General features: G+C 69.1%; 20 protein-coding genes. 17 read left to right on the top strand and 3 right to left on the bottom strand.

Annotated elements, in window-relative coordinates; all coding sequences use genetic code 11:
* The first annotated feature begins 14 nt into the window (after positions 1–14).
* From QUV35_RS11725 to QUV35_RS11700, 6 genes are read left to right on the top strand one after another with little or no spacing between them, the layout of a single operon-like run.
* Positions 15–935 (top strand): glyoxylate/hydroxypyruvate reductase A, encoded by a 921-nt coding sequence (locus QUV35_RS11725; protein ID WP_300873962.1) that lies wholly within the window; start codon positions 15–17, stop codon positions 933–935.
* 13 nt (positions 936–948) lie between these two features.
* Complete coding sequence (locus QUV35_RS11720; protein WP_300873959.1) at positions 949–1,857, top strand: hydroxymethylglutaryl-CoA lyase; 909 nt, start codon at positions 949–951, stop codon at positions 1,855–1,857.
* Between the two features lie 3 nt (positions 1,858–1,860).
* Positions 1,861–2,502 (top strand): LysE family transporter, encoded by a 642-nt coding sequence (locus tag QUV35_RS11715; RefSeq protein WP_300873956.1) that lies wholly within the window; start codon positions 1,861–1,863, stop codon positions 2,500–2,502.
* Between the two features lie 57 nt (positions 2,503–2,559).
* A complete protein-coding gene (locus tag QUV35_RS11710) occupies positions 2,560–3,063 on the top strand; it encodes a YbaK/EbsC family protein (RefSeq protein ID WP_300873954.1) in 504 nt (167 codons plus the stop codon).
* A gap of 19 nt (positions 3,064–3,082) precedes the next feature.
* Positions 3,083–3,316 (top strand): DUF1289 domain-containing protein, encoded by a 234-nt coding sequence (locus QUV35_RS11705; protein ID WP_300873951.1) that lies wholly within the window; start codon positions 3,083–3,085, stop codon positions 3,314–3,316.
* An 11-nt stretch (positions 3,317–3,327) separates the two neighbouring features.
* Positions 3,328–3,999, top strand: a complete 672-nt coding sequence (locus QUV35_RS11700) for a 2-hydroxychromene-2-carboxylate isomerase (protein WP_300874036.1) — start codon at positions 3,328–3,330, stop codon at positions 3,997–3,999.
* Positions 4,000–4,012: 13 nt separating this feature from the next.
* Here the strand turns inward: QUV35_RS11700 and QUV35_RS11695 are convergent, their stop codons facing one another.
* The gene (locus tag QUV35_RS11695) at positions 4,013–4,741 is read right to left on the bottom strand and encodes an aspartate/glutamate racemase family protein (RefSeq protein WP_300873948.1); all 729 of its coding nucleotides are present in this window, start codon (positions 4,739–4,741) and stop codon (positions 4,013–4,015) included.
* 461 nt (positions 4,742–5,202) lie between these two features.
* Between QUV35_RS11695 and QUV35_RS11690 the strand changes: the two genes are divergently transcribed.
* The 8 genes from QUV35_RS11690 (at position 5,203) to QUV35_RS11655 (ending at position 14,372) form a co-directional block, all read left to right on the top strand.
* On the top strand, positions 5,203–6,747 hold the full coding sequence (locus tag QUV35_RS11690; RefSeq protein WP_300874034.1) for an ABC transporter substrate-binding protein: 1,545 nt from the start codon (positions 5,203–5,205) through the stop codon (positions 6,745–6,747).
* Positions 6,748–6,814: 67 nt separating this feature from the next.
* Positions 6,815–7,765 (top strand): ABC transporter permease, encoded by a 951-nt coding sequence (locus QUV35_RS11685; RefSeq protein WP_300873946.1) that lies wholly within the window; start codon positions 6,815–6,817, stop codon positions 7,763–7,765.
* Between the two features lie 150 nt (positions 7,766–7,915).
* On the top strand, positions 7,916–8,809 hold the full coding sequence (locus QUV35_RS11680; protein ID WP_300873944.1) for an ABC transporter permease: 894 nt from the start codon (positions 7,916–7,918) through the stop codon (positions 8,807–8,809).
* Between the two features lie 138 nt (positions 8,810–8,947).
* The gene (locus QUV35_RS11675) at positions 8,948–9,991 is read left to right on the top strand and encodes an ABC transporter ATP-binding protein (protein ID WP_300873941.1); all 1,044 of its coding nucleotides are present in this window, start codon (positions 8,948–8,950) and stop codon (positions 9,989–9,991) included.
* Positions 9,988–10,983 (top strand): ABC transporter ATP-binding protein, encoded by a 996-nt coding sequence (locus tag QUV35_RS11670; RefSeq protein ID WP_300873939.1) that lies wholly within the window; start codon positions 9,988–9,990, stop codon positions 10,981–10,983. The genes QUV35_RS11675 and QUV35_RS11670 overlap by 4 nt, the downstream gene beginning before the upstream one ends.
* Positions 10,984–11,015: 32 nt before the next feature.
* Positions 11,016–12,227: an amidase gene (locus QUV35_RS11665; RefSeq protein WP_300873936.1), complete on the top strand. Its 1,212-nt coding sequence runs from the start codon at positions 11,016–11,018 to the stop codon at positions 12,225–12,227.
* A 133-nt stretch (positions 12,228–12,360) separates the two neighbouring features.
* Positions 12,361–13,098, top strand: a complete 738-nt coding sequence (locus tag QUV35_RS11660) for a GntR family transcriptional regulator (RefSeq protein ID WP_300873933.1) — start codon at positions 12,361–12,363, stop codon at positions 13,096–13,098.
* Positions 13,095–14,372 carry a Zn-dependent hydrolase gene (locus QUV35_RS11655; protein ID WP_300873931.1) on the top strand — a complete coding sequence of 426 codons (1,278 nt, stop codon included), beginning with the start codon at positions 13,095–13,097 and terminating at the stop codon, positions 14,370–14,372. Before QUV35_RS11660 ends, QUV35_RS11655 begins: the two co-directional genes overlap by 4 nt.
* 1 nt (position 14,373) lies before the next feature.
* On the opposite strand, the gene QUV35_RS11650 is transcribed toward QUV35_RS11655, so the two are convergent.
* Entirely contained in the window at positions 14,374–15,444 is a 1,071-nt protein-coding gene (locus tag QUV35_RS11650) for a substrate-binding domain-containing protein (RefSeq protein WP_300873928.1), read from the bottom strand.
* Between the two features lie 68 nt (positions 15,445–15,512).
* On the opposite strand from QUV35_RS11650, the gene QUV35_RS11645 reads away from it, so the two are divergent.
* The 3 genes from QUV35_RS11645 (at position 15,513) to QUV35_RS11635 (ending at position 20,703) form a co-directional block, all read left to right on the top strand.
* Positions 15,513–17,228: an NADH-ubiquinone oxidoreductase-F iron-sulfur binding region domain-containing protein gene (locus QUV35_RS11645; protein ID WP_300873925.1), complete on the top strand. Its 1,716-nt coding sequence runs from the start codon at positions 15,513–15,515 to the stop codon at positions 17,226–17,228.
* Positions 17,225–20,173: a molybdopterin-dependent oxidoreductase gene (locus tag QUV35_RS11640; protein WP_300873923.1), complete on the top strand. Its 2,949-nt coding sequence runs from the start codon at positions 17,225–17,227 to the stop codon at positions 20,171–20,173. Before QUV35_RS11645 ends, QUV35_RS11640 begins: the two co-directional genes overlap by 4 nt.
* A 92-nt stretch (positions 20,174–20,265) precedes the next feature.
* Positions 20,266–20,703, top strand: a complete 438-nt coding sequence (locus QUV35_RS11635; protein ID WP_300873920.1) for a universal stress protein — start codon at positions 20,266–20,268, stop codon at positions 20,701–20,703.
* A 123-nt stretch (positions 20,704–20,826) separates the two neighbouring features.
* Here the strand turns inward: QUV35_RS11635 and QUV35_RS11630 are convergent, their stop codons facing one another.
* Positions 20,827–21,960: an ABC transporter substrate-binding protein gene (locus QUV35_RS11630; protein ID WP_300873918.1), complete on the bottom strand. Its 1,134-nt coding sequence runs from the start codon at positions 21,958–21,960 to the stop codon at positions 20,827–20,829.
* Positions 21,961–21,991: the final 31 nt, after the last annotated feature.

The following is a 21,991-nucleotide window of genomic DNA, read 5'->3' as shown; positions in this document are numbered from 1 at the left end:
TTTAAGCTCGGCGCATGAACATCACCATCTGCGTTGCCCAAACCAAAGCCGCCCCCTGGGAAGAGGGCTTTCGTGCGCTGCTGCCCGGCGCCCACGTGAGCACCTGGAAGGCCGGCGACCCGCCGGCCGACTTCGCCATCGTGTGGTCGCCGCCGCAGGCCTTTCTGGACGAACAAGCCGGCCTCAAGGCCATGTTCAACATCGGCGCCGGGGTCGACGCGATCATGAAGCTGCGCCTGCCGCCGCAGGCGCTGGTGGTGCGGCTCGACGACGCCGGCATGTCGGTGCAGATGGCCGAGTACGTCTGCCATGCCGTCATTCGCCACTTCCGTGAACTCGACGGCTATGAGGCCGACATCGCGGCCGGGCAATGGTCCTACCGCAAACCGCGCAGCCGCGCCGACTGGCCCGTGGGCGTGATGGGCCTGGGCGTGCTGGGCGAGCGCGTGGCGCGGGCGCTGCGCGTGTTCGAGTTTCCGGTGCACGGCTGGAGCCGCACGCCCAAGACGCTGGAAGGCGTGGTCTGCCACGCGGGCACCGACCGCTTCGACACCTTTCTCTCGTCGTGCCGCGTGCTGGTCAACCTGTTGCCGCTCACGCCCGAGACCGAGAACATCCTCAACCGCAAGACGCTCTCGCGCCTGCAGAGCGGCGGCCATGTGATCAACGTGGCGCGCGGCGCGCACCTGGTCGAGGAAGACCTGATTGCGCTGCTCGACAGCGGCCACCTGGCCGGCGCCACCCTCGATGTGTTCCGCACCGAACCGCTGCCCGCCGAACACCCTTTCTGGCAGCACCCCAAGGTCACCATCACCCCGCACACCTCGGCCCGCACGCTGCGCGACGAGAGCATCGCGCAGATCGCCGGCAAGATCGTGGCGCTGTCCCGTGGCGAGCCGATCGCCGGCGTGGTGCACCGCGACCGCGGCTATTGAATGTGAGTCCAGCATGAACCTTCCCAACCGTGTCCAGCTGATCGACGTCGGGCCGCGCGACGGTCTGCAGAACGAAAAGCAGCCGGTGCCCGCAGCCACCAAGATCGAGCTGGTGCACCGCCTGCAGGCCGCCGGCCTGACAGAGATCGAGGTCACCAGCTACGTGAGCCCGAAGTGGGTGCCGCAGATGGCCGACAACCACGAGGTGATGGCGGGGCTGTCGCGCCCGCGCGGTGTGCGCCTTTCGGTGCTCACGCCCAACCTCAAGGGCTTCGAGGCCGCGCTGCAGGACAAGCCCGACGAGATCGTGGTGTTCGGTGCGGCCAGCGAGGCCTTCAGCCAGAAGAACATCAACTGCTCGATCGCCGAGAGCATCGAACGCTTTGCACCGGTGGTGGAAGCGGCCCGCGCGGCCGGCATGGCGGTGCGCGGCGCCATGAGCTGCACCGTGGGCTGCCCGTACGAAGGCGAGATTGCGCCTGCGCGCGTGGCGTATCTGGCCGGGCTCATGAAGGGCATCGGCGTGCAGCGCGTCGATGTGGCCGACACCATCGGCGTGGGCACGCCGCGCAAGGTGCAGGCCGCGTTCGAGGCCGCGCTGCAGCACTACGGCATCGACGACGTGTCGGGGCACTTCCACGACACCTACGGCCAGGCGCTCTCGAACACGCTGGCCGCACTGGAGCTGGGGGTGTGGAATTTCCAGTCGTCCGTCTCGGGCCTGGGCGGCTGCCCCTATGCCAAGGGCGCCACCGGCAACGTGGCGACCGAGGACGTGGTCTACCTGCTGCACGGCATGGGCATCGGCACCGGCATCGACCTGGACGCCCTGGTCGACGCGGGCGCCTGGATCAGCGAACAGCTGGGCCGCCCAAGCGGCTCGCGCGTGGCGCGTGCGCTGCTGGCCCGGCGGGCGGGCTGAGCGATGGCGCTGCAGGTCTGGCTCGCGTATTTTCTGGCGGCCTGGGCGATTGCCCTGTCGCCCGGCTCGGGAGCGGTGTTGTCCATGACCCACGGCCTGGCCTATGGCGTGCGGAAAACCAGCGCCACCATCGCCGGCCTGCAACTGGGGCTGGCCGTGATCCTGCTGGTCGCCGGTGTCGGCGTGGGCGCGCTGCTGCTGGCGTCGGCCACCGCCTTCACGGTGGTGAAGTTCGCCGGCGCGGCCTACCTCATCTGGCTGGGGTGGAAGCAGTGGCGCTCGCCGGTGAGCGCCAGGCCGGCATCGGGTGAGGCCTTGCCCGCACAGGCGGGTGTGCCGCGCGCGCGCGAGCGGTTCCTCACGGGCTTCTTCACCAACGTGACCAACCCCAAGGGCATCGTGTTCATGGTGGCGGTGCTGCCGCAGTTCATCGACCCGCAGCGCGCACTCTGGCTGCAGCTGCTGGTGTTGCTGGTCACCACCATCGGGGTCGATTGGGTGGTGATGCACGGGTATGCGTTTCTGGCTTCGCGCGCGCAGCGCTGGCTCGCCACCGCCCGGGCCCGGCGCACGCAGAACCGGGTGTTCGGCGGTGTGCTCATGGCCATGGGTGCCAGCCTGTTGCTGGTCAAGCGCGCGGCGTGACAGGGTCGATGCACCCACCAGGGCGCGTTGCGGCCGGAGCCGATACCATCGACGCCCATGAATGAAACGTCCCCAGCCGCCTCTGCCGCGGTGCAGCGCGTGACCGACCACCTGCGCGTGCTCGGACATCCGCACGCACCCCGCATGCTCGAGGACGCCGCCCGAACCGCGCAGCAGGCCGCCGACGCCCTGGGCGTGGCGCTCGGCCAGATCGCCAAGAGCATCGTGTTCCGCCGCAAGAGCGATGGCGTGGCGGTGCTGGTGGTCACCTCGGGCGACCTGCGCGTGGACGAAAGAAAGGTGCAGGCCATCGTCTGCGGCGAGTCCGGCAAGCTCGGCCGCGCCGACGCCGATTTCGTCAAGAGCACCACCGGGTTTTCAATCGGCGGCGTCTCGCCGCTGGCGCACGCCTCGCCGGTGGTCACGCTGATCGACCGCCAGTTGTTCCGTTTTGCGGACATCTGGGCCGCAGCGGGCCATCCGCATGCGGTGTTCTGCCTCACGCCCCATCAACTCCAGTCCCTGACCGGTGCGCCCGTGCACGACGTCACCGCGGACTGAACACCGTTTCACCATGTCCATGCCGCTGCGTCCCCCCGTCACGCTCAAGGCCGCCCGCGCCAAGGCCGGCATCGCCCCCGGCGTGCCTTCACCCTGCATCTCGGTGTGCGAGATGGACGAGGCCACGGCGTCGTGCAAGGGCTGCTTTCGCACGCTGGCCGAAATCTCGCAATGGAGCCGCCTGGCGGATGCCGACAAGCTCGTCGTGTGGCAACAGATCGAGGCGCGGCAGCAGGCCGCCGGTGCAACATGAACACGCCCGCCCTGCGCGAGATCCACTTCTATTACGACCCGATCTCGCCGTACGCGTGGCTGGCCTTCGAGCGGCTGCCCGAAGCGCTCATGGGCCACAGCGTGGAGGTGCGCTACAAGCCGGTGCTGTTTGCCGCGCTGCTCAAGGCGCACGGCCAGCTGGGCCCGGCCGAGATTCCCGCCAAACGCGACTGGACCTACCGGCAGGTGAGCTGGCTCGCACACCACCACGGCGTGCGGCTGGATCTGCCGGCGTCGCACCCTTTCAATCCGCTGCCGCTGCTGCGACTCGGCCTGTCCTGCGCCACCGACGATGCACCGGGCGACACCAACCGCTGTGTCACCGAGCAGTTGTTCCACCACGTGTGGCACGGCGGTCAGGACGCCACCGACCCGGCGCGACTGGCCGATCTGCAGGCCCGGTTGCAGGACCACATGGCGCAGCGCAACAAGCCCTGGCTGTCGCCCGATGGCGAGGTGGTCAGGCAGCGCCTGCGCGCCAACACCGGCGAAGCGCTGGCGCTCGGCCTGTTCGGCGTGCCGGCGATGGTGGTTGAAGGCCGCGTGTTCTGGGGCTTCGATGCGCTGCCCATGCTGCGCGCCCACCTGGATGGCGATGCCTGGTTCGACACCGGTTGGGACGCCGCCGCCGACCGCCCGGTGGGGGTGCGGCGCCCGACCTGAGGCGCCGCCGGCTTCAGAAGCCCAGCTGGCCGGCCCAGCCGGTCCAGACCTTGGGCGGGGGCGGGGCGTAGTCGCCACGGCGGCTGGTGCGCAAGCCCAGCGCGCACAAGGCTTCGGCCATCTTCACCGCCACGCTGACGCCGTCGATCACCGGCACGCCCAGTCGCGCGCTGAGGTTGGCGCACAAGGGGGCCATGCCGGCGCAGCCGAGCACGATCGCACCGCTGCGGTCGCGCGCCAGCGCCTCGCGAGCCGCCGCTTCGATGCGCTCCACCAGCGCCTCGCCCGCGTGTTCCAGCTCCAGCACCGGAATGTCGGTGCCGTGCACGCCGCGGCACCGGCGCTCCAGTCCGTAGCGCTGCAGCAGATGTTCGGCGGTGATGCAGGTTCGCTCCAGCGTGGTCACGACCGAGAAGCCGGTGCACAGGAACGAGGCCGCGTGAAAGGCCGCCTCGGCAATGCCGATCACCGGCGCGTCGGTCGCTTCGCGCGCCGCGTCCAGCCCCGGGTCGCCAAAGCAGGCGATCACCACCGCATCGGGCCGGGGGTCGGCCAGGCGCACCTGCTCGGCCACCCCGGCGGCGGCGATGGTTTCCTCGAAATGGCTTTCGATGGACGCCGGCCCGAAGCTGGGCTGCACCGCATGCACCCGGGTGTCCGGTGCGGCCACCGCCCGTGCGGCCGCCGCGATGGCCTGCGTCATGGCCGAAGAGGTGTTGGGATTGATCAGAAGCAGGTTCATGTGGTGTGACCTTCAAGGCCCCAATTCGGTGAATTTTGCATACAAAAAACTCGCGGTGATGCTGCGTCTTGGGGCAGAACCGGCAGTCTCTGCGCCAAGCTGGTGCGGGGGAAATCCGCACCTGAAGGCCAAAAAGTGGTGTTTTCGCTCGTAAAACAAGGCGGTGAGTGGGTCATCCGGTTTTTCTGGAACGGGTGGTGGCACGCAGGTTGCATACAAAAACCTTGCCAGGCCATTCTTCGGCCGCGCACCTGCCCGGGGCAGGGCGCGCACCGCGGCGAGCCTGCCCGCCCGACGTCTCGCCCTTTGTTCCACCCGAAACCGCTGGAGTCACGATGAAACCGATTGCAACTTCCCCCCGCCTGGCGCCCCGCGCCCTGGGCCTCGTTCTGGCCGCCGGCCTGATCGCCGCCGTGGCCTCGCCGGCCGTGCTGGCGCAAGAAAAGGTCTTGCGCATCGCCATGACCGCGGCCGACATTCCGCGCACGCTCGGCCAGCCCGACCAGGGCTTCGAGGGCAACCGGTTCACCGGCATCCCCATGTACGACGCATTGACGCACTGGGACCTGTCCCGCAGCGACGCCGCCAGCGTGCTGATCCCCGGCCTGGCCACCTCGTGGGCGGCCGATGCCACCGACAAGACCAAGTGGGTCTTCAAGCTGCGCCCCGGCGTGAAGTTTCACGACGGGTCCGACCTCACCGCCGATTCGGTGGTGTGGAACGTGCAGAAGGTGCTGGACAAGGACGCCCTGCATTTCGATGCCAGCCAGGTGGGTGTGACCGCCTCGCGCATGCCCACGCTGCGCAGCGCCCGCAAAATCGACAACCTCACGGTGGAGCTCACCACCAGCGAGCCCGACGCCTTTTTGCCGCTGAACCTGACCAACCTGTTCATGGCCTCGCCCGCCCACTGGCAGAAGAAGTTCGAGGCGGCCGCCGGTGCCACCCCCGCCGAGAAGTCCAAGAACGCCTGGGTCGCCTTTGCCGCCGACGCCTCCGGCAGCGGCCCGTTCAAGATGGCCCGCTTCCTGCCGCGCGAGCGCCTGGAGATGGTCGCCAACAAAACCTACTGGGACCCCAAGCGCACGCCGAAGATCGACCGTGTGGTGATGGTTCCCATGCCTGAGGCCAACGCCCGCACCGCCGCGCTGCTGTCCGGCCAGGTGGACTGGATCGAGGCGCCTTCGCCCGATGCCATGCCGCAGATCACGCAGCGCGGCTTCAAGATCTACAGCAACGCCCAGCCGCACGTGTGGCCGTGGCAGCTGTCGTTCGCCGAGGGCTCGCCCTGGCTCGACAAGCGGGTGCGCCACGCCGCCAACCTGTGCGTGGACCGCGAAGGCCTCAAGACCTTCCTGGGCGGCATGATGGCCGTGCCCAAGGGCACCGTGCCGCCGGGCCACCCCTGGTGGGGCAACCCCAAGTTCGACATCAAGTACGACGTGAAGGCTGCGCAGGCCCTCATGGCCCAGGCCGGCTTCTCGGCCGCCAAGCCGATGAAGGCCAAGGTGCAGATCTCGGCATCGGGCTCGGGCCAGATGCAGCCGCTGCCCATGAACGAGTTCGTGCAGCAGTCGCTAAAGCAGTGCCACATCGACATCGAGTTCGACGTCATTGAATGGAACACGCTGTTCACCAACTGGCGCAAGGGCGCCAAGGACCCGTCGGCCAACGGCTCGCACGCGACCAACGTGAGCTTCGCCGCCATGGACCCGTTCTTCGCCATGGTGCGTTTCACCAGCACCAAGACCTTCCCGCCGGTGTCCAACAACTGGGGCTACTTCGGCAACCCCGAGTTCGACAAGCTGATCGCCGACGCGCGCACCAGCTTCGACGACAAGGAGCGCGACGCCGCCCTGGCCAAGCTGCACGCGCGCATCGTGGAAGAAGCGCCCTTTGTCTGGATCGCACACGATGTGGGCCCGCGTGCCATGAGCGCCAAGGTCAAGGGCGTGGTCCAGCCGCGCAGCTGGTTCATCGACATCGCTCCGATGTCGGTCGACTGAGCGCCTGTGCCCCGCGGCCCCCTCGGGCTGCGGGGTTTGCACCGAAGCTGACCCGGGGGTTCGAGCGATGCTGACTTTTCTCTTTCGGCGTGTGCTCTACACGCTGCCCATCATGCTGGGTGTGGCGCTGGTGTGTTTTGCCCTGGTGCACCTGTCACCGGGGGATCCGCTGGTCTCCATCCTGCCGCCCGATGCGTCGGTCGAGCTGCAGCAGCAGCTGATCGAGCTCTACGGCTTCAACCGCTCCTATCCCGAGCAGTTCGCCAGCTGGGTGTGGCGCGCGCTGCAGGGCGATCTGGGCACCTCCATCGCTTCGGGCCGGGAGGTGACCGACGAGGTGATGCGTGCGGTGGTCAACACCTTGCGGCTGGCCGTGCTGGCCACGGTGATCGGTTTTGTGTTTGGTTGCCTGTTCGGTTTCGTGGCCGGCTATTTCCAGAACTCCTGGCTCGACAAGGCCGCCTCCCTCACCTCGGTGCTGGGCGTGAGCGTGCCGCACTACTGGCTGGGCATGGTGCTGGTGATCATCTTCTCCAGCATCCTGATGTGGCTGCCCCCGGGCGGCGCCGGTCCGGGCGGCTCCAGCGAGTGGGTCTGGGACTGGGAGCATGTCAAGCACATGATCCTGCCGGCCGTGACCATGAGCGTGATTCCCATGGGCATCATCGCGCGCACCGTGCGTGCGCTGGTGGCCGACATCCTGGCGCAGGAGTTCATCGTCGGCCTGCGGGCCAAGGGCCTCACCGACGTCGGCGTGTTCACCCACGTGGTCAAGAACGCCGCCCCCACCGCGCTGGCCGTGATGGGTCTGCAGCTGGGCTATCTGCTGGGCGGCTCCATCCTGATCGAGACCGTGTTTTCCTGGCCAGGCACCGGCTTCCTGTTGAACTCGGCCATCTTCCAGCGCGACCTGCCGTTGCTGCAGGGAACCATCCTGGTGCTGGCCATGTTCTTCGTGGTGCTCAACCTGGTGGTGGATGTGATCCAGACCCTGCTCGATCCCCGTATAGCTCGATGAAAAACCACCCCCGCCGCGCTTTGCGCGACCCCCTCAAGGGGGCGATGCCTGTGGAGCGGCAGAGCCGGATCCACGGCATCCCTGGAATCCGGGACCTCCCTGCAGCGGCGGTGTGTGTTGTTCGCCGCATTCACGACAAAGGACCGTCTCATGAATGAGATTTCCATGCCCAAGGCCGTCATTCAGCCACTGGCCTTCGAACGATCGCCCGGTTACTGGCAGACCGTGGGTCGGCGTTTCATGCGCGACCGCGTGGCCATCGGCGCGGCGGTGGTGGTGGCCATCCTGCTCATCCTGGCGGTGTTCGGGCCGTGGCTGGTGCCCTCCGATCCGTACGCCTCTTCCATGATGAAACGCCTCAAACCCATCGGCTTCGAGGGCCACCCGCTGGGCACCGACGAGCTCGGGCGCGACATGCTGTCGCGCCTGATGGTGGGGGCGCGGCTTTCGCTGTTCATGGGCATCACGCCGGTGATCCTGGCGTTCGTGGTCGGATCGGTGATCGGCATCACCGCGGGCTACGCCGGCGGCACGCTCAACACGGTGATGATGCGCACCATCGACGTGTTCTACGCCTTCCCCTCGGTGCTGCTGGCCATTGCCTTGTCGGGCGCACTGGGGGCGGGCATCACCAACTCGCTGATCTCGCTGACCATCGTCTTCATACCGCCCATTGCGCGGGTGGCCGAGAGCGTGACCACGCAGATCCGCGGGCGCGACTTCGTGGACGCGGCGCGCGCCTCGGGGGCGAATGCCTTCACCATCGTTCGGGTGCATGTGCTGGGCAATGTGCTCGGGCCGATCTTCGTGTACGCCACCAGCCTGATTGCGGTGGCCATGATCCTGGCCTCGGGCCTGAGCTTCCTGGGCCTGGGCGTGAAGCCGCCCGAGCCCGAGTGGGGCCTGATGCTCAACACCCTGCGCACCGCCATCTACGTGCAGCCGTGGATCGCGGCCCTGCCCGGTGTGATGATCTTCATCACCTCGATCGCCTTCAACCTGCTGGCCGACGGCCTGCGCTCGGCGATGGAAATCAAGCAATGACCCCCCGCGTCGCCTTCGGCGCCACCCCCCTTGCAGGTGGGCGGTACCTGCCGTCCGGCAAAGCCGGCCCGGCGGTATCTCTTGGCTGGGTGTTCGCATGCGTGGCAGTGCGGGTGCCCACACAAAGGAGTTGATGACATGACATTGCCTCACACAGACATCGGTGGCCCCGCACAACCCCTCATGGGCGTGCGCGGTCTGGTCAAACATTTCCCGCTCAAGAAAGACGTGTTCGGTCGTGGCGGCGGCGTCGTGCGTGCGGTCGACGGCATCGACTTCGACGTCTTCAAGGGCGAAACCCTGGGCGTGGTGGGCGAGTCGGGCTGTGGCAAGTCCACCACCGCGCGCCTGCTCATGCAGCTGATCCGCCCCGACCGGGGCGAGATCGTGTTCGACGGCGAGACCGTGGGCGGCGCAGCGCTCAGCCTCAAGCAGTTCCACCGCCAGACGCAGATGGTGTTTCAGGACAGCTACGCCTCGCTCAATCCACGCCTGACGATGGAGGATTCGATCGCCTTCGCGCCGCAGGTGCACGGGCTGCCACGCAAGGAAGCGGTGGAGCGCGCGCGCGACCTGCTGGCGCGCGTGGGCCTGGAGCCGCGCCGCTTCGCCGAGCGCTATCCGCACGAGCTCTCGGGCGGCCAGCGCCAGCGCGTGAACATCGCGCGCGCCCTGGCCCTGCAGTCGCGCCTGATCATCCTCGACGAGGCGGTGTCGGCGCTGGACAAGTCGGTCGAGGCGCAGGTGCTCAACCTGCTGCTCGACCTCAAGGACGAGTTCGGCCTGACCTACATCTTCATCAGCCACGACCTCAACGTGGTGCGCTACATGAGCGACCGGGTGATGGTGATGTACCTCGGCCAGGTGGCCGAGATCGGCGAGAGCGAAACCCTGTTCGACCACCCGGCCCACCCCTACACGCGCGCGCTGCTGTCGTCCATCCCGTCGATGGACCCGGACCACCGCACCGAACAGCCACCGCTGGCCGGCGATCCACCCAATCCGATCAACCCGCCGCCGGGCTGCCGCTTTCACACCCGCTGTGCCCACGCGCAGCCGCTGTGCTCGCAGCGGGCGCCTTCGCTCAGCCCCATCGAGCAGGGCCAGGTCGCGTCGTGCTGGATGCACGTGGCCGGCAGCGGCCACAGCGAAGCGCCCCAGCTGATCAAGGAAGCGGCATGAACACCGACAACACCGACAAGCCTTTCGTCGATGTGCGCAACCTGCGCGTGACCTTCACCGGCGGCAAGAAGCCGGTGGAGGCGGTCAACGGCGTGGACCTGCAGGTCAAACGCGGCGAGGTGGTTGCGCTGATCGGCGAATCCGGCTCGGGCAAGAGCGTGACGCTGCGCAGCCTGCTGCGGCTGCACCCGCCAGGACGCAGCCGCATCGAGGGCGAGATGCGTGTGGGCGAGCACGACGTGCTCGCGCTCGGCACCCAGGCGCTCGCCGACTACCGGGGCAAGGTCGCGTCGATGATCTTCCAGGAGCCGCTGCTGGCGCTCGACCCGGTGTATTCGGTGGGTGCGCAGATCACGGAAGCCATTCGCCGGCATGACAACGTGAGTGCGGCCCAGGCGCAGCAGCGTGCGCTTGAACTGTTCGAGCGCGTGCGCATTCCCAGCCCCGAGCGGCGCCTGCAGGCCTACCCGCACGAGATGTCGGGCGGCATGCGCCAGCGCGCCATGATCGCGCTGGCGCTGGCCTGCCGGCCGCAGCTGCTGCTGGCCGACGAGCCCACCACCGCGCTCGACGCCACGGTGCAGATCCAGATCTTGCTGTTGCTGCGCGAGCTGCAGCGCGAGCTGGGCCTGTCGGTGATCTTCGTCACGCACGACATCGGCGCGGCGGTGGAGGTGGCCGACCGCATCGCCGTGATGTATGCCGGGCGCATCGTGGAGGAGGGCGCTGCAGCGACCTTGCTGCGCGCACCGCGACACCCCTACACCCTGGCCCTGCTCAAAAGCCGTGCCAGCGGTGCACTGCCCAAGGGCACGCGGCTGGAGACCATTGCCGGGTCACCGCCCGATCTCACCGCCTTGCCCGCCGGCTGTGCCTTTGCCGATCGTTGCCGCTGGGTGCAGGATGCCTGCACGACCACCCGACCCGGGATCAGCTGGCTGGCCGCCGGTCACAGCGTGCGCTGTCTGCGCGTGGCCGACACCGCGGCCTGAGCGCGCCTGTTCTTTCCCCTGACTGAAACACCATGACCCCTCACGCCGACGTTCTGCACGACCCCGCCCGCGCCTTCATGCCCTATCCGGCCGTGCCGGTGCCGCGCGCCGCCACCGGCCCGCTCGCCGGCCTGGGTTTCGGCGTCAAGGACCTGTTCCACATCCACGGCTATCCCACCAGCGGCGGCCAGCCCTTGTTGCTGGCCTTGCTCGGCGTGCAGAACCGCACCGCGCCCACCGTTCAGACGCTGCTCGATGCCGGGGCGCGTTTTGTGGGAAAGACCATCACCGACGAACTGGCGTTCTCCATGAACGGGCAGAACGCCCACTTCGGCTCACCCATCAATGGCGCCGCGCCCGAGCGCATCGCGGGCGGCTCGTCCTGCGGGTCGGCAGCGGCCGTGTCGCACAGCCTGTGCGACTTCGCCCTGGGCACCGACACCGGCGGCTCGGTGCGCGCCCCGGCCAGCCACTGCGGCCTGGTCGGTCTGCGGCCGACCCACGGTCGCGTGAGCCTGCGCGACGTGCTCGACCTGGCGCCGAGCCTGGACACCTGTGGCTGGTTCACGCGCGACGTGCCCACCTTTGCGCGGGTGGCCAATGTGCTGCTCGGCGACGACGCGCCAGCCTTGCCCGGCGAGGTCCGCCTGCTCGCGCCGGCCGACCTGTGGGCGCTGGCCACCCCCGAGGCGCGCAAGGCGCTCGCACCCGCGCGCAGCCAGATCGAGGCCGCGCTCGGCAAGGCCGGCAAGGCGCAAGTGGTGCTGGACAGCCTGGATGCGATGTACTGGCATTTCCGCCACATCCAGGGCCACGAATCGTGGCAGGTGGATGGTGACTTCATCCGCCGCTTCGCGCCCCCGCTGGGCCCGGGCGTGGCGCAGCGTTTTGAATGGAGCTCCAGGGTGAGCGATGCGCAGGCCGCCGAGGGCCGTGCCTTTCGCGAGCGTTTCACCGACCACCTCGCCCGACTGCTCGGCGACGACGGCGTGCTGGTGCTGCCGACCATGCCCGACATCGCCCCCCGCGTGGCCGATCCCGAGAGTGCGCTGGAGGACTACCGCAACCGCGCCATCCGCCTGCTCTGCGTGGCCGGGTTGTCGGGCTTTCCCCAGCTCAGTCTGCCGCTGGCGCGGCGCGCCGGCGCGCCGCTGGGCATCTCGCTGCTGGGCCCGCGCGGCAGCGACCGCAGCCTGGTGCACCTGGCCGAGCGCATCGTCGCCAGGCAGGCCGACAGCCGGTGAGTCGGGACCTCCCCTTGAACCCCGTTGCCGCAGACGTCGAAGCGCCCGGTCCGGGAGGTCCGGGCAAGACCATCGTGCGTCGTGGAAATCCCCGGTTGGTGGCGGGCCGCAGGGCCTGTTCCAATGTTGACGCATGAACCCCGAACGGCCTTCCCCGGCTCCATCCATCGATCCCGACGGTACCGCGACCGACCGGGTGTACGAGGCCATCTACCTCGCGGTGCTCGAACACCGGCTGGCGCCGGGCGAATGGCTGCGCGAAGCCGAGATGGCAACCGAGTTCAAGGTTTCGCGCACGGTGGTGCGTCAGGCCCTGCAGCGGCTCGCGCAAGACCAGGTGATCGAGCTGCGACACAACCGGGGGGCGCGTGTTCCGCTGCCCAGCCTGGAAGACGCGGTGCACGTGTTCGAGGCGCGCCGCATCGTCGAATGCGAGGTGGCACGCCGCCTCGGTGGCCGGCTCACGGCAGAACAGCTGGCCGAGTTGCGTGCGGTCGCCCAGGCCGAGCAATCCGCCGACCAGCGTGTTGACCGGGCAGAGGCCATCCGCCTGTCGGGCGAGTTTCACCACGCCCTCACACGCATGCACGGCAACCCCGTGTTTGGACGGCTGCTCAACGGCCTGCTGCCCACCACCTCGCTGCTGATGGCGCGCTTCAAGGTCGGTGGCGGGCAGGTCTGCGTGGCACACCGCCATGTCGACCTGATCGATGCACTGGCGCGGGGCAGCGCCCCCGCCGCGGCCGAAATGCGCCGGCACCTGGTGGAGCTCGAACGCTCGCTGGTCGACACGCCGGTGCGCGGGCGGCGCCTGCGCGATGCCTTCGCCGCCTACCGTGACAACCCCGAGCCTGAAACCGAACCGCCATGAACACCTGCACCACAACCCTGCCTTCCAGCCGCAGCACCGCCTTGCGCATCGACGGAGACCGCCTCTGGGCTTCGCTGATGGAGCTTGCACAGATCGGTGCCACGCCCAAGGGTGGCGTGTGCCGCCTGGCGCTGACCGACCTCGACCGCCAGGGCCGCGACCTCGTCACCCGCTGGGCGCGGGAGGCCGGCATGAGCGTGACCGTCGACAAGATCGGCAACGTCTTCATGCGCCGGCCCGGGCGCGATCCGTCGCTGCCCCCGGTCATGACCGGCAGCCACATCGACACCCAGCCCACCGGCGGAAAGTTCGACGGCAACTACGGCGTGCTCGCCGGCATCGAGGTGGTGCGCACGCTCAACGACCACGGCATCGAGACCGAGGCGCCGATCGAGGTGGCCTTCTGGACCAACGAAGAGGGTTCGCGCTTTGTGCCGGTGATGATGGGCTCGGGCGTGTTTGCCGGGGCCTTCACGCTGGACCATGCCTATGCCGCCCGGGACACCGAGGGCAGGAGCGTGCGCGAGGAGCTCGAACGCATCGGCTACATCGGCGACCAGGAGCCCGGCGACCATCCCATCGGTTCCTATTTCGAGGCCCACATCGAACAAGGCCCGGTGCTCGAAGACGCCGACGTCACCATTGGTGTGGTGCAGGGCGTGCTCGGCATCCGCTGGTTCGACTGCACCGTGACCGGCATGGAGGCACACGCCGGTCCCACGCCCATGGCCTTGCGGCGCGACGCGCTGCAGGTGGCCACGCAGCTGATGCAGGAGGTGGTGGCCTCGGCGCTGCGCCACGGCCCGCACGGGCGCGGCACCGTGGGCATGGTGCAGGTGCATCCCAACAGCCGCAACGTGATTCCCGGCCGGGTGAAGTTTTCCATGGACCTGCGCAACAGCACCGATGCGCTGGTCGACCGGCAGGTTGACGAGGTGCGCGCCCTGGCGGCCCGTCTCGAGGTCGAGACCGGCATGTCCATCCATATCGAGCTGGTGTCGAGCTACGCGGCGCAGCCGTTCGATGGCGGCTGCGTGCAGGCCGTGCAGCGCGCCGCCGGGCAGCTCGGCCTGAGCCACATGCCGGTGGTGTCGGGCGCAGGGCACGACGCGATCTACGCCGGCCAGCTCGCACCGGCGGGCATGATCTTCATTCCCTGCAAGGACGGCATCAGCCACAACGAGATCGAAGACGCGAAGCCCGCGCACATCACCGCCGGCTGCAATGTGCTGCTGCACGCCATGCTCGAGCGCGCCGGCGTGTGCGGGGACTGATTCAGCCGGCGAAGGCCTCGGCCACCGCCATCACCTGTCCGGTGTTCGCCGCCTCGTAGCCGCGCAGCGCCGCCACGCGCGCACGGAACGCAGGCGAGCGCAGCACCGCGAGCACCGGGCGCAGTTCGCTGCGCTCCATCGCGTCGGGTGGCATGGCGAAGAAATAGCGCTCCTTGAGCAGCGGAATGAAATGCAGGCCGAAGCGGTCGGCGGCGGTCTGCACGCCGATGCCCACATCGGCCATGCCGCTGGCCACATAGGCCGCGACGCCGGCGTGGGTCAGTTCGGTGTTGTCGAAGCCGGCCACCGTCCGCGCTTCGATGCCATGGCGCTGCAGCAGCAGCTCGGTCAGCACCCGGGTGCCCGAACCTTCCGGGCGGTTGACGAAGCGCAGCGAGCGCCGCCTGAGGTCGTGCAGCCCCTGGATGCCTTTCGGGTTGCCCGCGGCGCAGAACAGGCCCTGGGTGCGCACCGCCAGGTGCACCAGCAGGTGCTGGTCGCGTTTGAGCCAGGCGAGAAAGCGTTGCGCCGCCGCGGCCTCGAACTCGCCCAGCGGCACATGAAAGCCCGCCAGTTCGCAGTCGCCCTGCGACAGCGCGGCCACCGCCTCCAGGCTGTTGCGGTAGCGCAGTTCCACCGCCACCTGGCGCGCGGCGAGCTGCTCGCGCAGCGCCGCCACGGCAAACCCGTGGCTGGCGTGCAGGCGCGGCACCGCGCGCTGGCGGCGCTGCACCCGGCCCAGCTCGCCCTCGAGTTCCGAGGCCAGGGACTCCAGCAGCGGTTGCAGCCGCGCGCCGATGCGCGCATCGGCCCAGATCAGTTTGGTGCCCAGTTCGGTCAGTGCCGAGCCCTGGCCCCGGCCACGCACCAGCAGCGCCTGCCCGAACAGCTGTTCGGCCTGTTGCAGCAGTCCCCAGGCGTGGCGGTACGACAGGCCGAGCTCGCGGCCCGCCTGCGCGATGCTGCCCGAGGCCTGCACCGCGGCCAGCAACTGCAGCAAGGTGTTGGCGTCGAGCGCGAGGCCGCCGTCCTGGCCAATGTGCCAACGGGGTTGCAGGGTGATGCGCAGCATGGGGTTCGGCTCCGGCTTCATGCAATGAAAAACATATTAGAACCGCGCGCCGGTGCTAGTCTGCGCCCATGAGCACCGTGATCCCCATCCGCCCCGTGGGCGCCGTTCGCCGCGGCGCGCCCCGCCACACGCCCAAGGGCCGCCAGACCTCGCCGCAGGCGCGCGAACGCGTGGCCGCGCTGTGCGAGGGTCTTGCGCCACGCACCGATCTGCTGATCGAACACCTGCACCGGCTGCAGGATGCCGAGGGGGCCTTGCGCCACGGCCACCTGGCCGCGCTGGCCGAGCGCCTGCGCCTGAGCCAGGTCGAGGTGTTCGAGGTCGCGAGCTTCTACCACCACTTCGAGATCGTGGACGACGACGCGGCCGTGCCCGCCACCGTGGTCCGCGTCTGCGACAGCCTCTCGTGCTCCATGGCCGGCAGTGCCACGTTGATGCACGATCTGCAGGCCGCGCTGGCCAACGACGCGTCTGTGCGCGTGCAGCCCGCGCCCTGCATCGGTCAGTGCCACCGTGCGCCGGCGGCCTGCGTGGGCCAGCGCCAGTTGCCCCATGCCACGGTCGACGCGGTGCAGGCTTTGCTGGCCAGTGGCGACACCGGCCCGCGCGAGCTGCCGGTGCCCGAGGCGTCCGGACTCCATCAACTGCAGCGCCTGCTGTCGGGCGAGCTCAGTGCCGACGCGGTGCTGGCCGAACTCAAGGCCTCCCACCTGCGTGGCCTGGGCGGCGCGGGCTTTCCGGCCTGGCGCAAGTGGGAGACGGTGCGAACCCAGGCCGGCCCGCGCCACATGGTGGTCAACATCGACGAGGGCGAAGTCGGCACCTTCAAGGACGGCCACCTGCTCACCAGCGCGCAGGCCGGCGCGCCACAGGTGCTCGAGGGCCTGCTGATCGCCGCGCAGGTGGTCGGCATCGAGCATGTCTGGCTCTACCTGCGCGACGAGTACCACGACGCACGCCGGCTGCTGCAGCGCGAGCTCACCGCGCTCGATGCGCGCCTGCAGGCGCTGGCTGCGCAATACCCGGGCTACCGGCCACCACGCATCGAGTTGCGTCGTGGCGCGGGCGCCTACATCTGCGGCGAAGAGTCGGCGCTGATCGAGTCGGTCGAAGGCCGGCGCGGACTGCCGCGCCTGAAGCCGCCGATCGTGGCGTTCCATGGTGTCTTTGGCCGACCCACGCTGGCGCACAACCCCGAGACCTTGTGGTGGTTGCCCGAGATCCTGGCGCACGGCGGCGCCTGGCTGGCTTCGCACGGACGCGCGGGGCGCAACGGCCTGCGCCGTTTTTCGGTGTCGGGCCGGGTGAAGCGCCCGGGCGTGTACCTGGCGCCGGCCGGCATCACCTTGCGCGAGCTGGTCATGGAGCACGCCGGCGGCATGGCCGATGGCCACACGCTCTACGCGTTCCTGCCCGGCGGCGCCTCCGGCGGCATCCTGCCCGCCGCGCTGGCCGACGTGCCGCTGGACTTCGACACCCTGAGCGAACACGGCGCCTTCGTCGGGTCGATGGCCGTGGTGGTGCTGGGCCAGAACGACCGGGCGCGCGACGCAGCGCTGAACCTGATGCGCTTTTTCGAGCACGAGTCCTGCGGCCAGTGCACGCCCTGCCGCGCCGGCACCACCAAGGCGGTGCAACTCATGCAGGCGCCGGTGTGGGACGCTGCCCTGCTGGCAGAACTCTCGCAGGTGATGCGCGACGCCAGCATCTGCGGCCTGGGCCAGGCAGCACCCAACCCGGTGGACAGCGTGCTGCGGTTCTTTCCTCACGAGGTGGGTGCATGAAGACCAACGATGTGCCGCAGGACGCGGCGCCGATCGGGTTCACGCTCAACGGGCGTGCGGTGGAAGCGGCGCCCGGCGAGACGCTGCTCAAGGCCGCACAGCGCGCCGGCGTGACGGTGCCGCACCTGTGCCACCAGGACGGTCTGCGCAGCCCCGGCAATTGCCGCGTCTGCGTGGTGGAGATCGAGGGCGAGCGGGTGCTGGCGCCTTCGTGCTGCCGCGCGCCCACACCGGGCATGGTGGTGAGCACCGACAGTGCGCGTGCTGCGGCCGCGCAGAAGACGGTGCTGGAGCTGTTGTTGTCGGACGCGCCCGACACGGCGGCGCTCAAACACGACAGCGAGCTGGCGTACTGGGCGCAGGTTGCCGGTGCACAAAAAGGGCGTTTCCCCTTGCGCACCCACCATCCCGTTCGCCCTGAGCCTGTCGAAGGGCTCCCCAAAACCTCGGCGGGGCTTCGACAGGCTCAGCCCGAGCGGATATTGGCTCAGCCCGAACGGATATTGGCTCAGACCGAGCGGTGGGGTGCTGACACGTCCCACCCGGCCATGACCGTCAACCTCGATGCCTGCATCCAGTGCACGCGCTGCATCCGCGCCTGCCGCGAGACGCAGGGCAACGACGTGCTGGGTCTGGCGTTTCGCGGCGGCCAGGCGCAGATCGTGTTCGACCAGAACGACCCGATGGGCGCGAGCACCTGCGTGGCCTGTGGGGAGTGTGTGCAGGCCTGCCCCACGGGCGCGATCGCACCGGCCAACGGCGCGTACGCGAAGGCTTCAGACCGGCAGGTCGATTCGGTCTGCCCGTTCTGCGGCGTGGGCTGTCAGCTCACCTACCACGTCACGGACGGGAAGATCGAACATGTCGAGGGCATCGCCGGTCCGGCCAACGAAGGCCGGCTGTGCGTCAAGGGCCGCTTCGGCTTTGACTATGCGCACAGCCCCGAGCGGCTCACGCGCCCCTTGATCCGCCGTGCCGATGCGCCCAAAGACCCGCACGCGGTGATGCACCGCCACTGGCGCGAGCTGTTTCGCGAAGCCAGCTGGGACGAGGCGCTGGACGCCGCCGCCAGCGGCTTGAAGCGGGCGATGGCCAGCACCACCGCACGCGGCCGCCAGGGCCCGGTGGCCGGTTTCGGTTCGGCCAAGGGCACGAACGAAGAGGCCTACCTGTTCCAGAAACTGATCCGCACCGCGTTCGACACGCACAACGTGGACCACTGCACCCGCCTGTGCCACGCGTCCAGCGTGGCCGCGCTCATGGAAGGCCTGGGCTCGGCCGTGGTGACCAACCCGTTGCGCGACGTGCAGCACGCCGACTTCGTGCTGCTGATCGGCGCCAATCCGGCACAGAACCACCCGGTCGGTGCGACCTGGATCAAGAACGCGGTCAAGCGAGGCATGAAACTGGTGCTGGCCGATCCGCGCCGCACCGAACTCGCGCGCCACAGCTGGAAGCACCTGGGCTTCAAGTCGGGTACCGACGTGGCCCTGCTCAATGCGCTGCTGCACACCATCGTGTTCGAAGGCCTCACCGACCCGGCCTACATCGAAGCCCACACGCTCGACTTCGCGCAGCTCAAGGCGCACCTGGTGGACTTCTCCCCCGAGGTCATGGCGCCGGTCTGCGGCATCGAGGCAGCCACGCTGCGCGAGGTGGCACGGGCCTATGCCACGGCGGGCAACAGCATGATCCTCTGGGGCATGGGCATCAGCCAGCACACGCACGGCACCGACAACGCGCGCTGCCTGATCGCACTCTCGCTGATCACCGGACAGATCGGCCGCCCCGGCACCGGCCTGCATCCGCTGCGCGGCCAGAACAACGTGCAGGGCGCCAGCGACGCGGGCCTGATCCCGATGGTGCTGCCCGACTACCAGCGGGTGAGCGATCCGCACGCCCGCGAGAAGGCCGAGCAGCTGTGGCGCCTGCCAGCCGGCACGCTGCGCAGCGAGGCCGGCCTGACCGTGGTGGAGATCATCAACGCCGCGCGCCGGCGCGAGATCCGCGCCATGGTGATCCAGGGCGAGAACCCGGCCATGAGCGATCCCGACGCGACCCATGCGCGCGAAGCGCTCGCGGGGCTGGACCATCTGGTGGTGCAGGACATCTTTCTGACCGAGACCGCGAGCCTGGCCGATGTGGTGCTGCCCGCCACCGCCTGGCCCGAAAAAACCGGCAGCGTGACCAACACCGACCGCTGCGTGCAGCTCGGGCGCCCGGCCGTGCAGGCCCCGGGCGAGGCCAGGGCCGACGCCTGGATCACCGAACAGCTGGCGCGCCGGCTCGGACTCGACTGGCGCTACGGCGTGGCCGCCGACGGCACGGCGGGCGCCGATGCCCTCTGCGGCATCGGCGCGGTGTTTGAAGAAATGCGCGCCCTGATGCCCAGCATCGCGGGTCTGTCGTGGGCGCGCCTGCAGCGCGAAGGCGCGGTGACCTACCCGGTGGCCAGCGAGAACGACCCGGGCCACCCGGTGGTGTTCACCGACGGGTTTCCCACCGCCAGCGGGCGCGCCACGCTGGTCGGTGCCAGCGTGACGCCCCCGGCCGAGCTGCCCGACGCCGAGTACCCGCTGGTGCTGATCACCGGGCGCCAGCTGGAGCACTGGCACACCGGCAGCATGACGCGCCGCAGCGGTGTGCTCGATGCCCTGGAGCCCGGGCCGGTGGTGAGCCTGCACCCGCAGACCGCGCAGCGCCTCGGGCTGGCTGCCGGCGCGCTGGCCGGTGTGCGTTCGCGCCGGGGTGGGTTGGCGCTGCCGGTGCGGCTGGACGACGCCATGCCGCTGGACACGGCCTTCATTCCGTTTGCCTACGCCGAAGCCGCGGCCAACCTGCTCACCAACCCGGCGCTGGACCCGGTGGGCAAGATCGCCGAACTGAAGTACTGTGCGGTGGACGTGCGGCCCGCGGCCTCCCCGCAGGAATCGGCCCCGGCTTGATCTGACGCAAGGCCTGCCGGCCCGGTCCTTCCTACGATGGAACGCTGCCGCCCGCGCGGACCTGTCAACCCAACACCCGGAGGAAAACGACCATGTTCAAGAAAATCTTGCTGCCCACCGACGGATCCGAACTCGGCGCCTTTGCGACCCGAGCCGCCGTGCAACTGGCCAAGAGCCAGAACGCAGAGGTGGTGGGCGTTTATGTGATCGACCCGTTTCCCTACATCGGCATCGGGGACGCTTCGGCCATCGGTCTGCAGGCCTACCTGACCGAAGCCAAGGCCGCGGCCGGCGTGGCGCTGGACGCTGCGCGCCTGGCCTGCGCGGCCGAAGGTGTCCCGTTCGCGGGCGACACCATCGAACGCAACGTGGTCTATGAAGGCATCATCGAAACGGCCGAGGCCGAAGGCTGCGACCTGATCGTGATGGGCTCGCACGGTCGCCAGGGCGTGAAGGCGCTGATCCTGGGCAGCGTGGCGCAGAAGGTGCTGACCCACGCGAAGATACCCGTGCTGATCGTGAAATCCTGAGGGTCACCAAGCTCAACGGGTGCAAGCCACCCCACCCGGAACACCGCAGAGCCGGGTTTGCCGGGCCGCAGGTGTCGCCCCTTGAGGGGAAGGCACCGCAGGCGCATCGGGGGGATCCTTGTTTCAGCGCATGAACTTGCCGGAGGCGTTCACGATCGACAGGTCGGAGAAATCGAGGCCGGTGTGATCGGTGGGGCTGTAGCTGATCTGCAGGCCGCCGATGTCGTGGTTGCGCATGCCTTCGAGGGCATCGCGCAGGGCCACCGGCGTCGGGTTCGGGCCGGCGCGGCGCAGGCCCTCGGTCATCACCTTCGCAGCGGCGAAGCCTTCCATCATGGCGGGCGAGACACCGTCCAGACCCTTGGCCCTGGCCAGGTCCTGCGCTTCCTTGATCAGCGGGTAGGCCACCGAGCGTTCGTTGGGGAAGACCTGGGTCACGATCACGCCGCGCGCGTGTTCGCCCAGCAGCTTGATGAAGCCATCCGACGCGTTGTTCGACAGGGTCACCACCTGCGCCCGCGAGCCCGCAGCACGCAAGGCCTTGACGCCGTTGGCGGTGTTGCCGGCCGAGCCGATCACCATCACCGCCTGCGCGTTGCTCCGGGTCACCTGCGCGGCGAGTTCGCTGAAGTCGGGCTTGTCGCGCGGAAACTTCGCCTGCAGCACCGGCGTCTGCTTGACAGTCGCAAAGCCGTTGAGCGCACCGGCAGCAGAGTCCGCACCGAAGGAGTCGTCGGTCTCCAGCAGCGCGATGCGCGTCATGCCGATGCTGGCCAGGTGTTCGATGGCCTTGGCGGCCTCGCGCTGGTAGGTGGCACGCACGTTGAAGACCCAGGGGTTGACCGGTTCGTGCAGCACCATGGCGCCGGTGCTCGGGCCCACCAGCGGCAGCTTGAATTCGGCCAGCAGCGGCAGCAGGGCCTGGGAATGCGGGGTGCCGCGGTTCAGGAACAGCGCCAGCACCTTCTGTTCGGTGATGAGCCGGCGCGAGACCTCCACCGTGACCTTGGGGTCGAACCTGTCGTCCACCGAGAGCATCTCGATCTTCTGGCCATTGACGCCGCCGCGCGCGTTGACCGCATCGAAATACAGCCTGGCGCCTTCGATGTTCTCCTTCACGCCGGCGGCCACCGAGCCGGTGATGCCCGACGGGTTGCCGATGCGCAGCTGGGCCCAGGCGGGCGCGTTGAAGCCCAGGAGGGCGGCGAGGCCCAGCGCGGTGATGCGGCCAGAGAGGAAGATGCGGTTGCTTTTCATGGGTAGGTCTCCAGGGTTGGGCCCAGTCTGG

Source organism: Hydrogenophaga sp., assembly GCF_030373225.1.
Classification (GTDB): domain Bacteria; phylum Pseudomonadota; class Gammaproteobacteria; order Burkholderiales; family Burkholderiaceae_C; genus Hydrogenophaga.
Note: the sequence above shows the minus strand (reverse complement) of the source record. Positions and strands in the feature narration are given on the sequence as shown.

Bases quoted from the DNA above. Each gene is read 5' to 3' on its own strand.
- QUV35_RS11725 (WP_300873962.1), top strand. From the start codon at position 15: ATGAACATCACCATCTGCGTTGCCCAAACCAAAGCCGCCCCCTGGGAA.
- QUV35_RS11720 (WP_300873959.1), top strand. From the start codon at position 949: ATGAACCTTCCCAACCGTGTCCAGCTGATCGACGTCGGGCCGCGCGAC.
- QUV35_RS11715 (WP_300873956.1), top strand. From the start codon at position 1,861: ATGGCGCTGCAGGTCTGGCTCGCGTATTTTCTGGCGGCCTGGGCGATT.
- QUV35_RS11710 (WP_300873954.1), top strand. From the start codon at position 2,560: ATGAATGAAACGTCCCCAGCCGCCTCTGCCGCGGTGCAGCGCGTGACC.
- QUV35_RS11705 (WP_300873951.1), top strand. From the start codon at position 3,083: ATGCCGCTGCGTCCCCCCGTCACGCTCAAGGCCGCCCGCGCCAAGGCC.
- QUV35_RS11695 (WP_300873948.1), bottom strand. From the start codon at position 4,741: ATGAACCTGCTTCTGATCAATCCCAACACCTCTTCGGCCATGACGCAG.
- QUV35_RS11690 (WP_300874034.1), top strand. From the start codon at position 5,203: ATGACCGCGGCCGACATTCCGCGCACGCTCGGCCAGCCCGACCAGGGC.
- QUV35_RS11685 (WP_300873946.1), top strand. From the start codon at position 6,815: ATGCTGACTTTTCTCTTTCGGCGTGTGCTCTACACGCTGCCCATCATG.
- QUV35_RS11680 (WP_300873944.1), top strand. From the start codon at position 7,916: ATGAATGAGATTTCCATGCCCAAGGCCGTCATTCAGCCACTGGCCTTC.
- QUV35_RS11675 (WP_300873941.1), top strand. From the start codon at position 8,948: ATGACATTGCCTCACACAGACATCGGTGGCCCCGCACAACCCCTCATG.
- QUV35_RS11670 (WP_300873939.1), top strand. From the start codon at position 9,988: ATGAACACCGACAACACCGACAAGCCTTTCGTCGATGTGCGCAACCTG.
- QUV35_RS11665 (WP_300873936.1), top strand. From the start codon at position 11,016: ATGACCCCTCACGCCGACGTTCTGCACGACCCCGCCCGCGCCTTCATG.
- QUV35_RS11660 (WP_300873933.1), top strand. From the start codon at position 12,361: ATGAACCCCGAACGGCCTTCCCCGGCTCCATCCATCGATCCCGACGGT.
- QUV35_RS11655 (WP_300873931.1), top strand. From the start codon at position 13,095: ATGAACACCTGCACCACAACCCTGCCTTCCAGCCGCAGCACCGCCTTG.
- QUV35_RS11650 (WP_300873928.1), bottom strand. From the start codon at position 15,444: ATGCTGCGCATCACCCTGCAACCCCGTTGGCACATTGGCCAGGACGGC.
- QUV35_RS11645 (WP_300873925.1), top strand. From the start codon at position 15,513: ATGAGCACCGTGATCCCCATCCGCCCCGTGGGCGCCGTTCGCCGCGGC.
- QUV35_RS11640 (WP_300873923.1), top strand. From the start codon at position 17,225: ATGAAGACCAACGATGTGCCGCAGGACGCGGCGCCGATCGGGTTCACG.
- QUV35_RS11635 (WP_300873920.1), top strand. From the start codon at position 20,266: ATGTTCAAGAAAATCTTGCTGCCCACCGACGGATCCGAACTCGGCGCC.
- QUV35_RS11630 (WP_300873918.1), bottom strand. From the start codon at position 21,960: ATGAAAAGCAACCGCATCTTCCTCTCTGGCCGCATCACCGCGCTGGGC.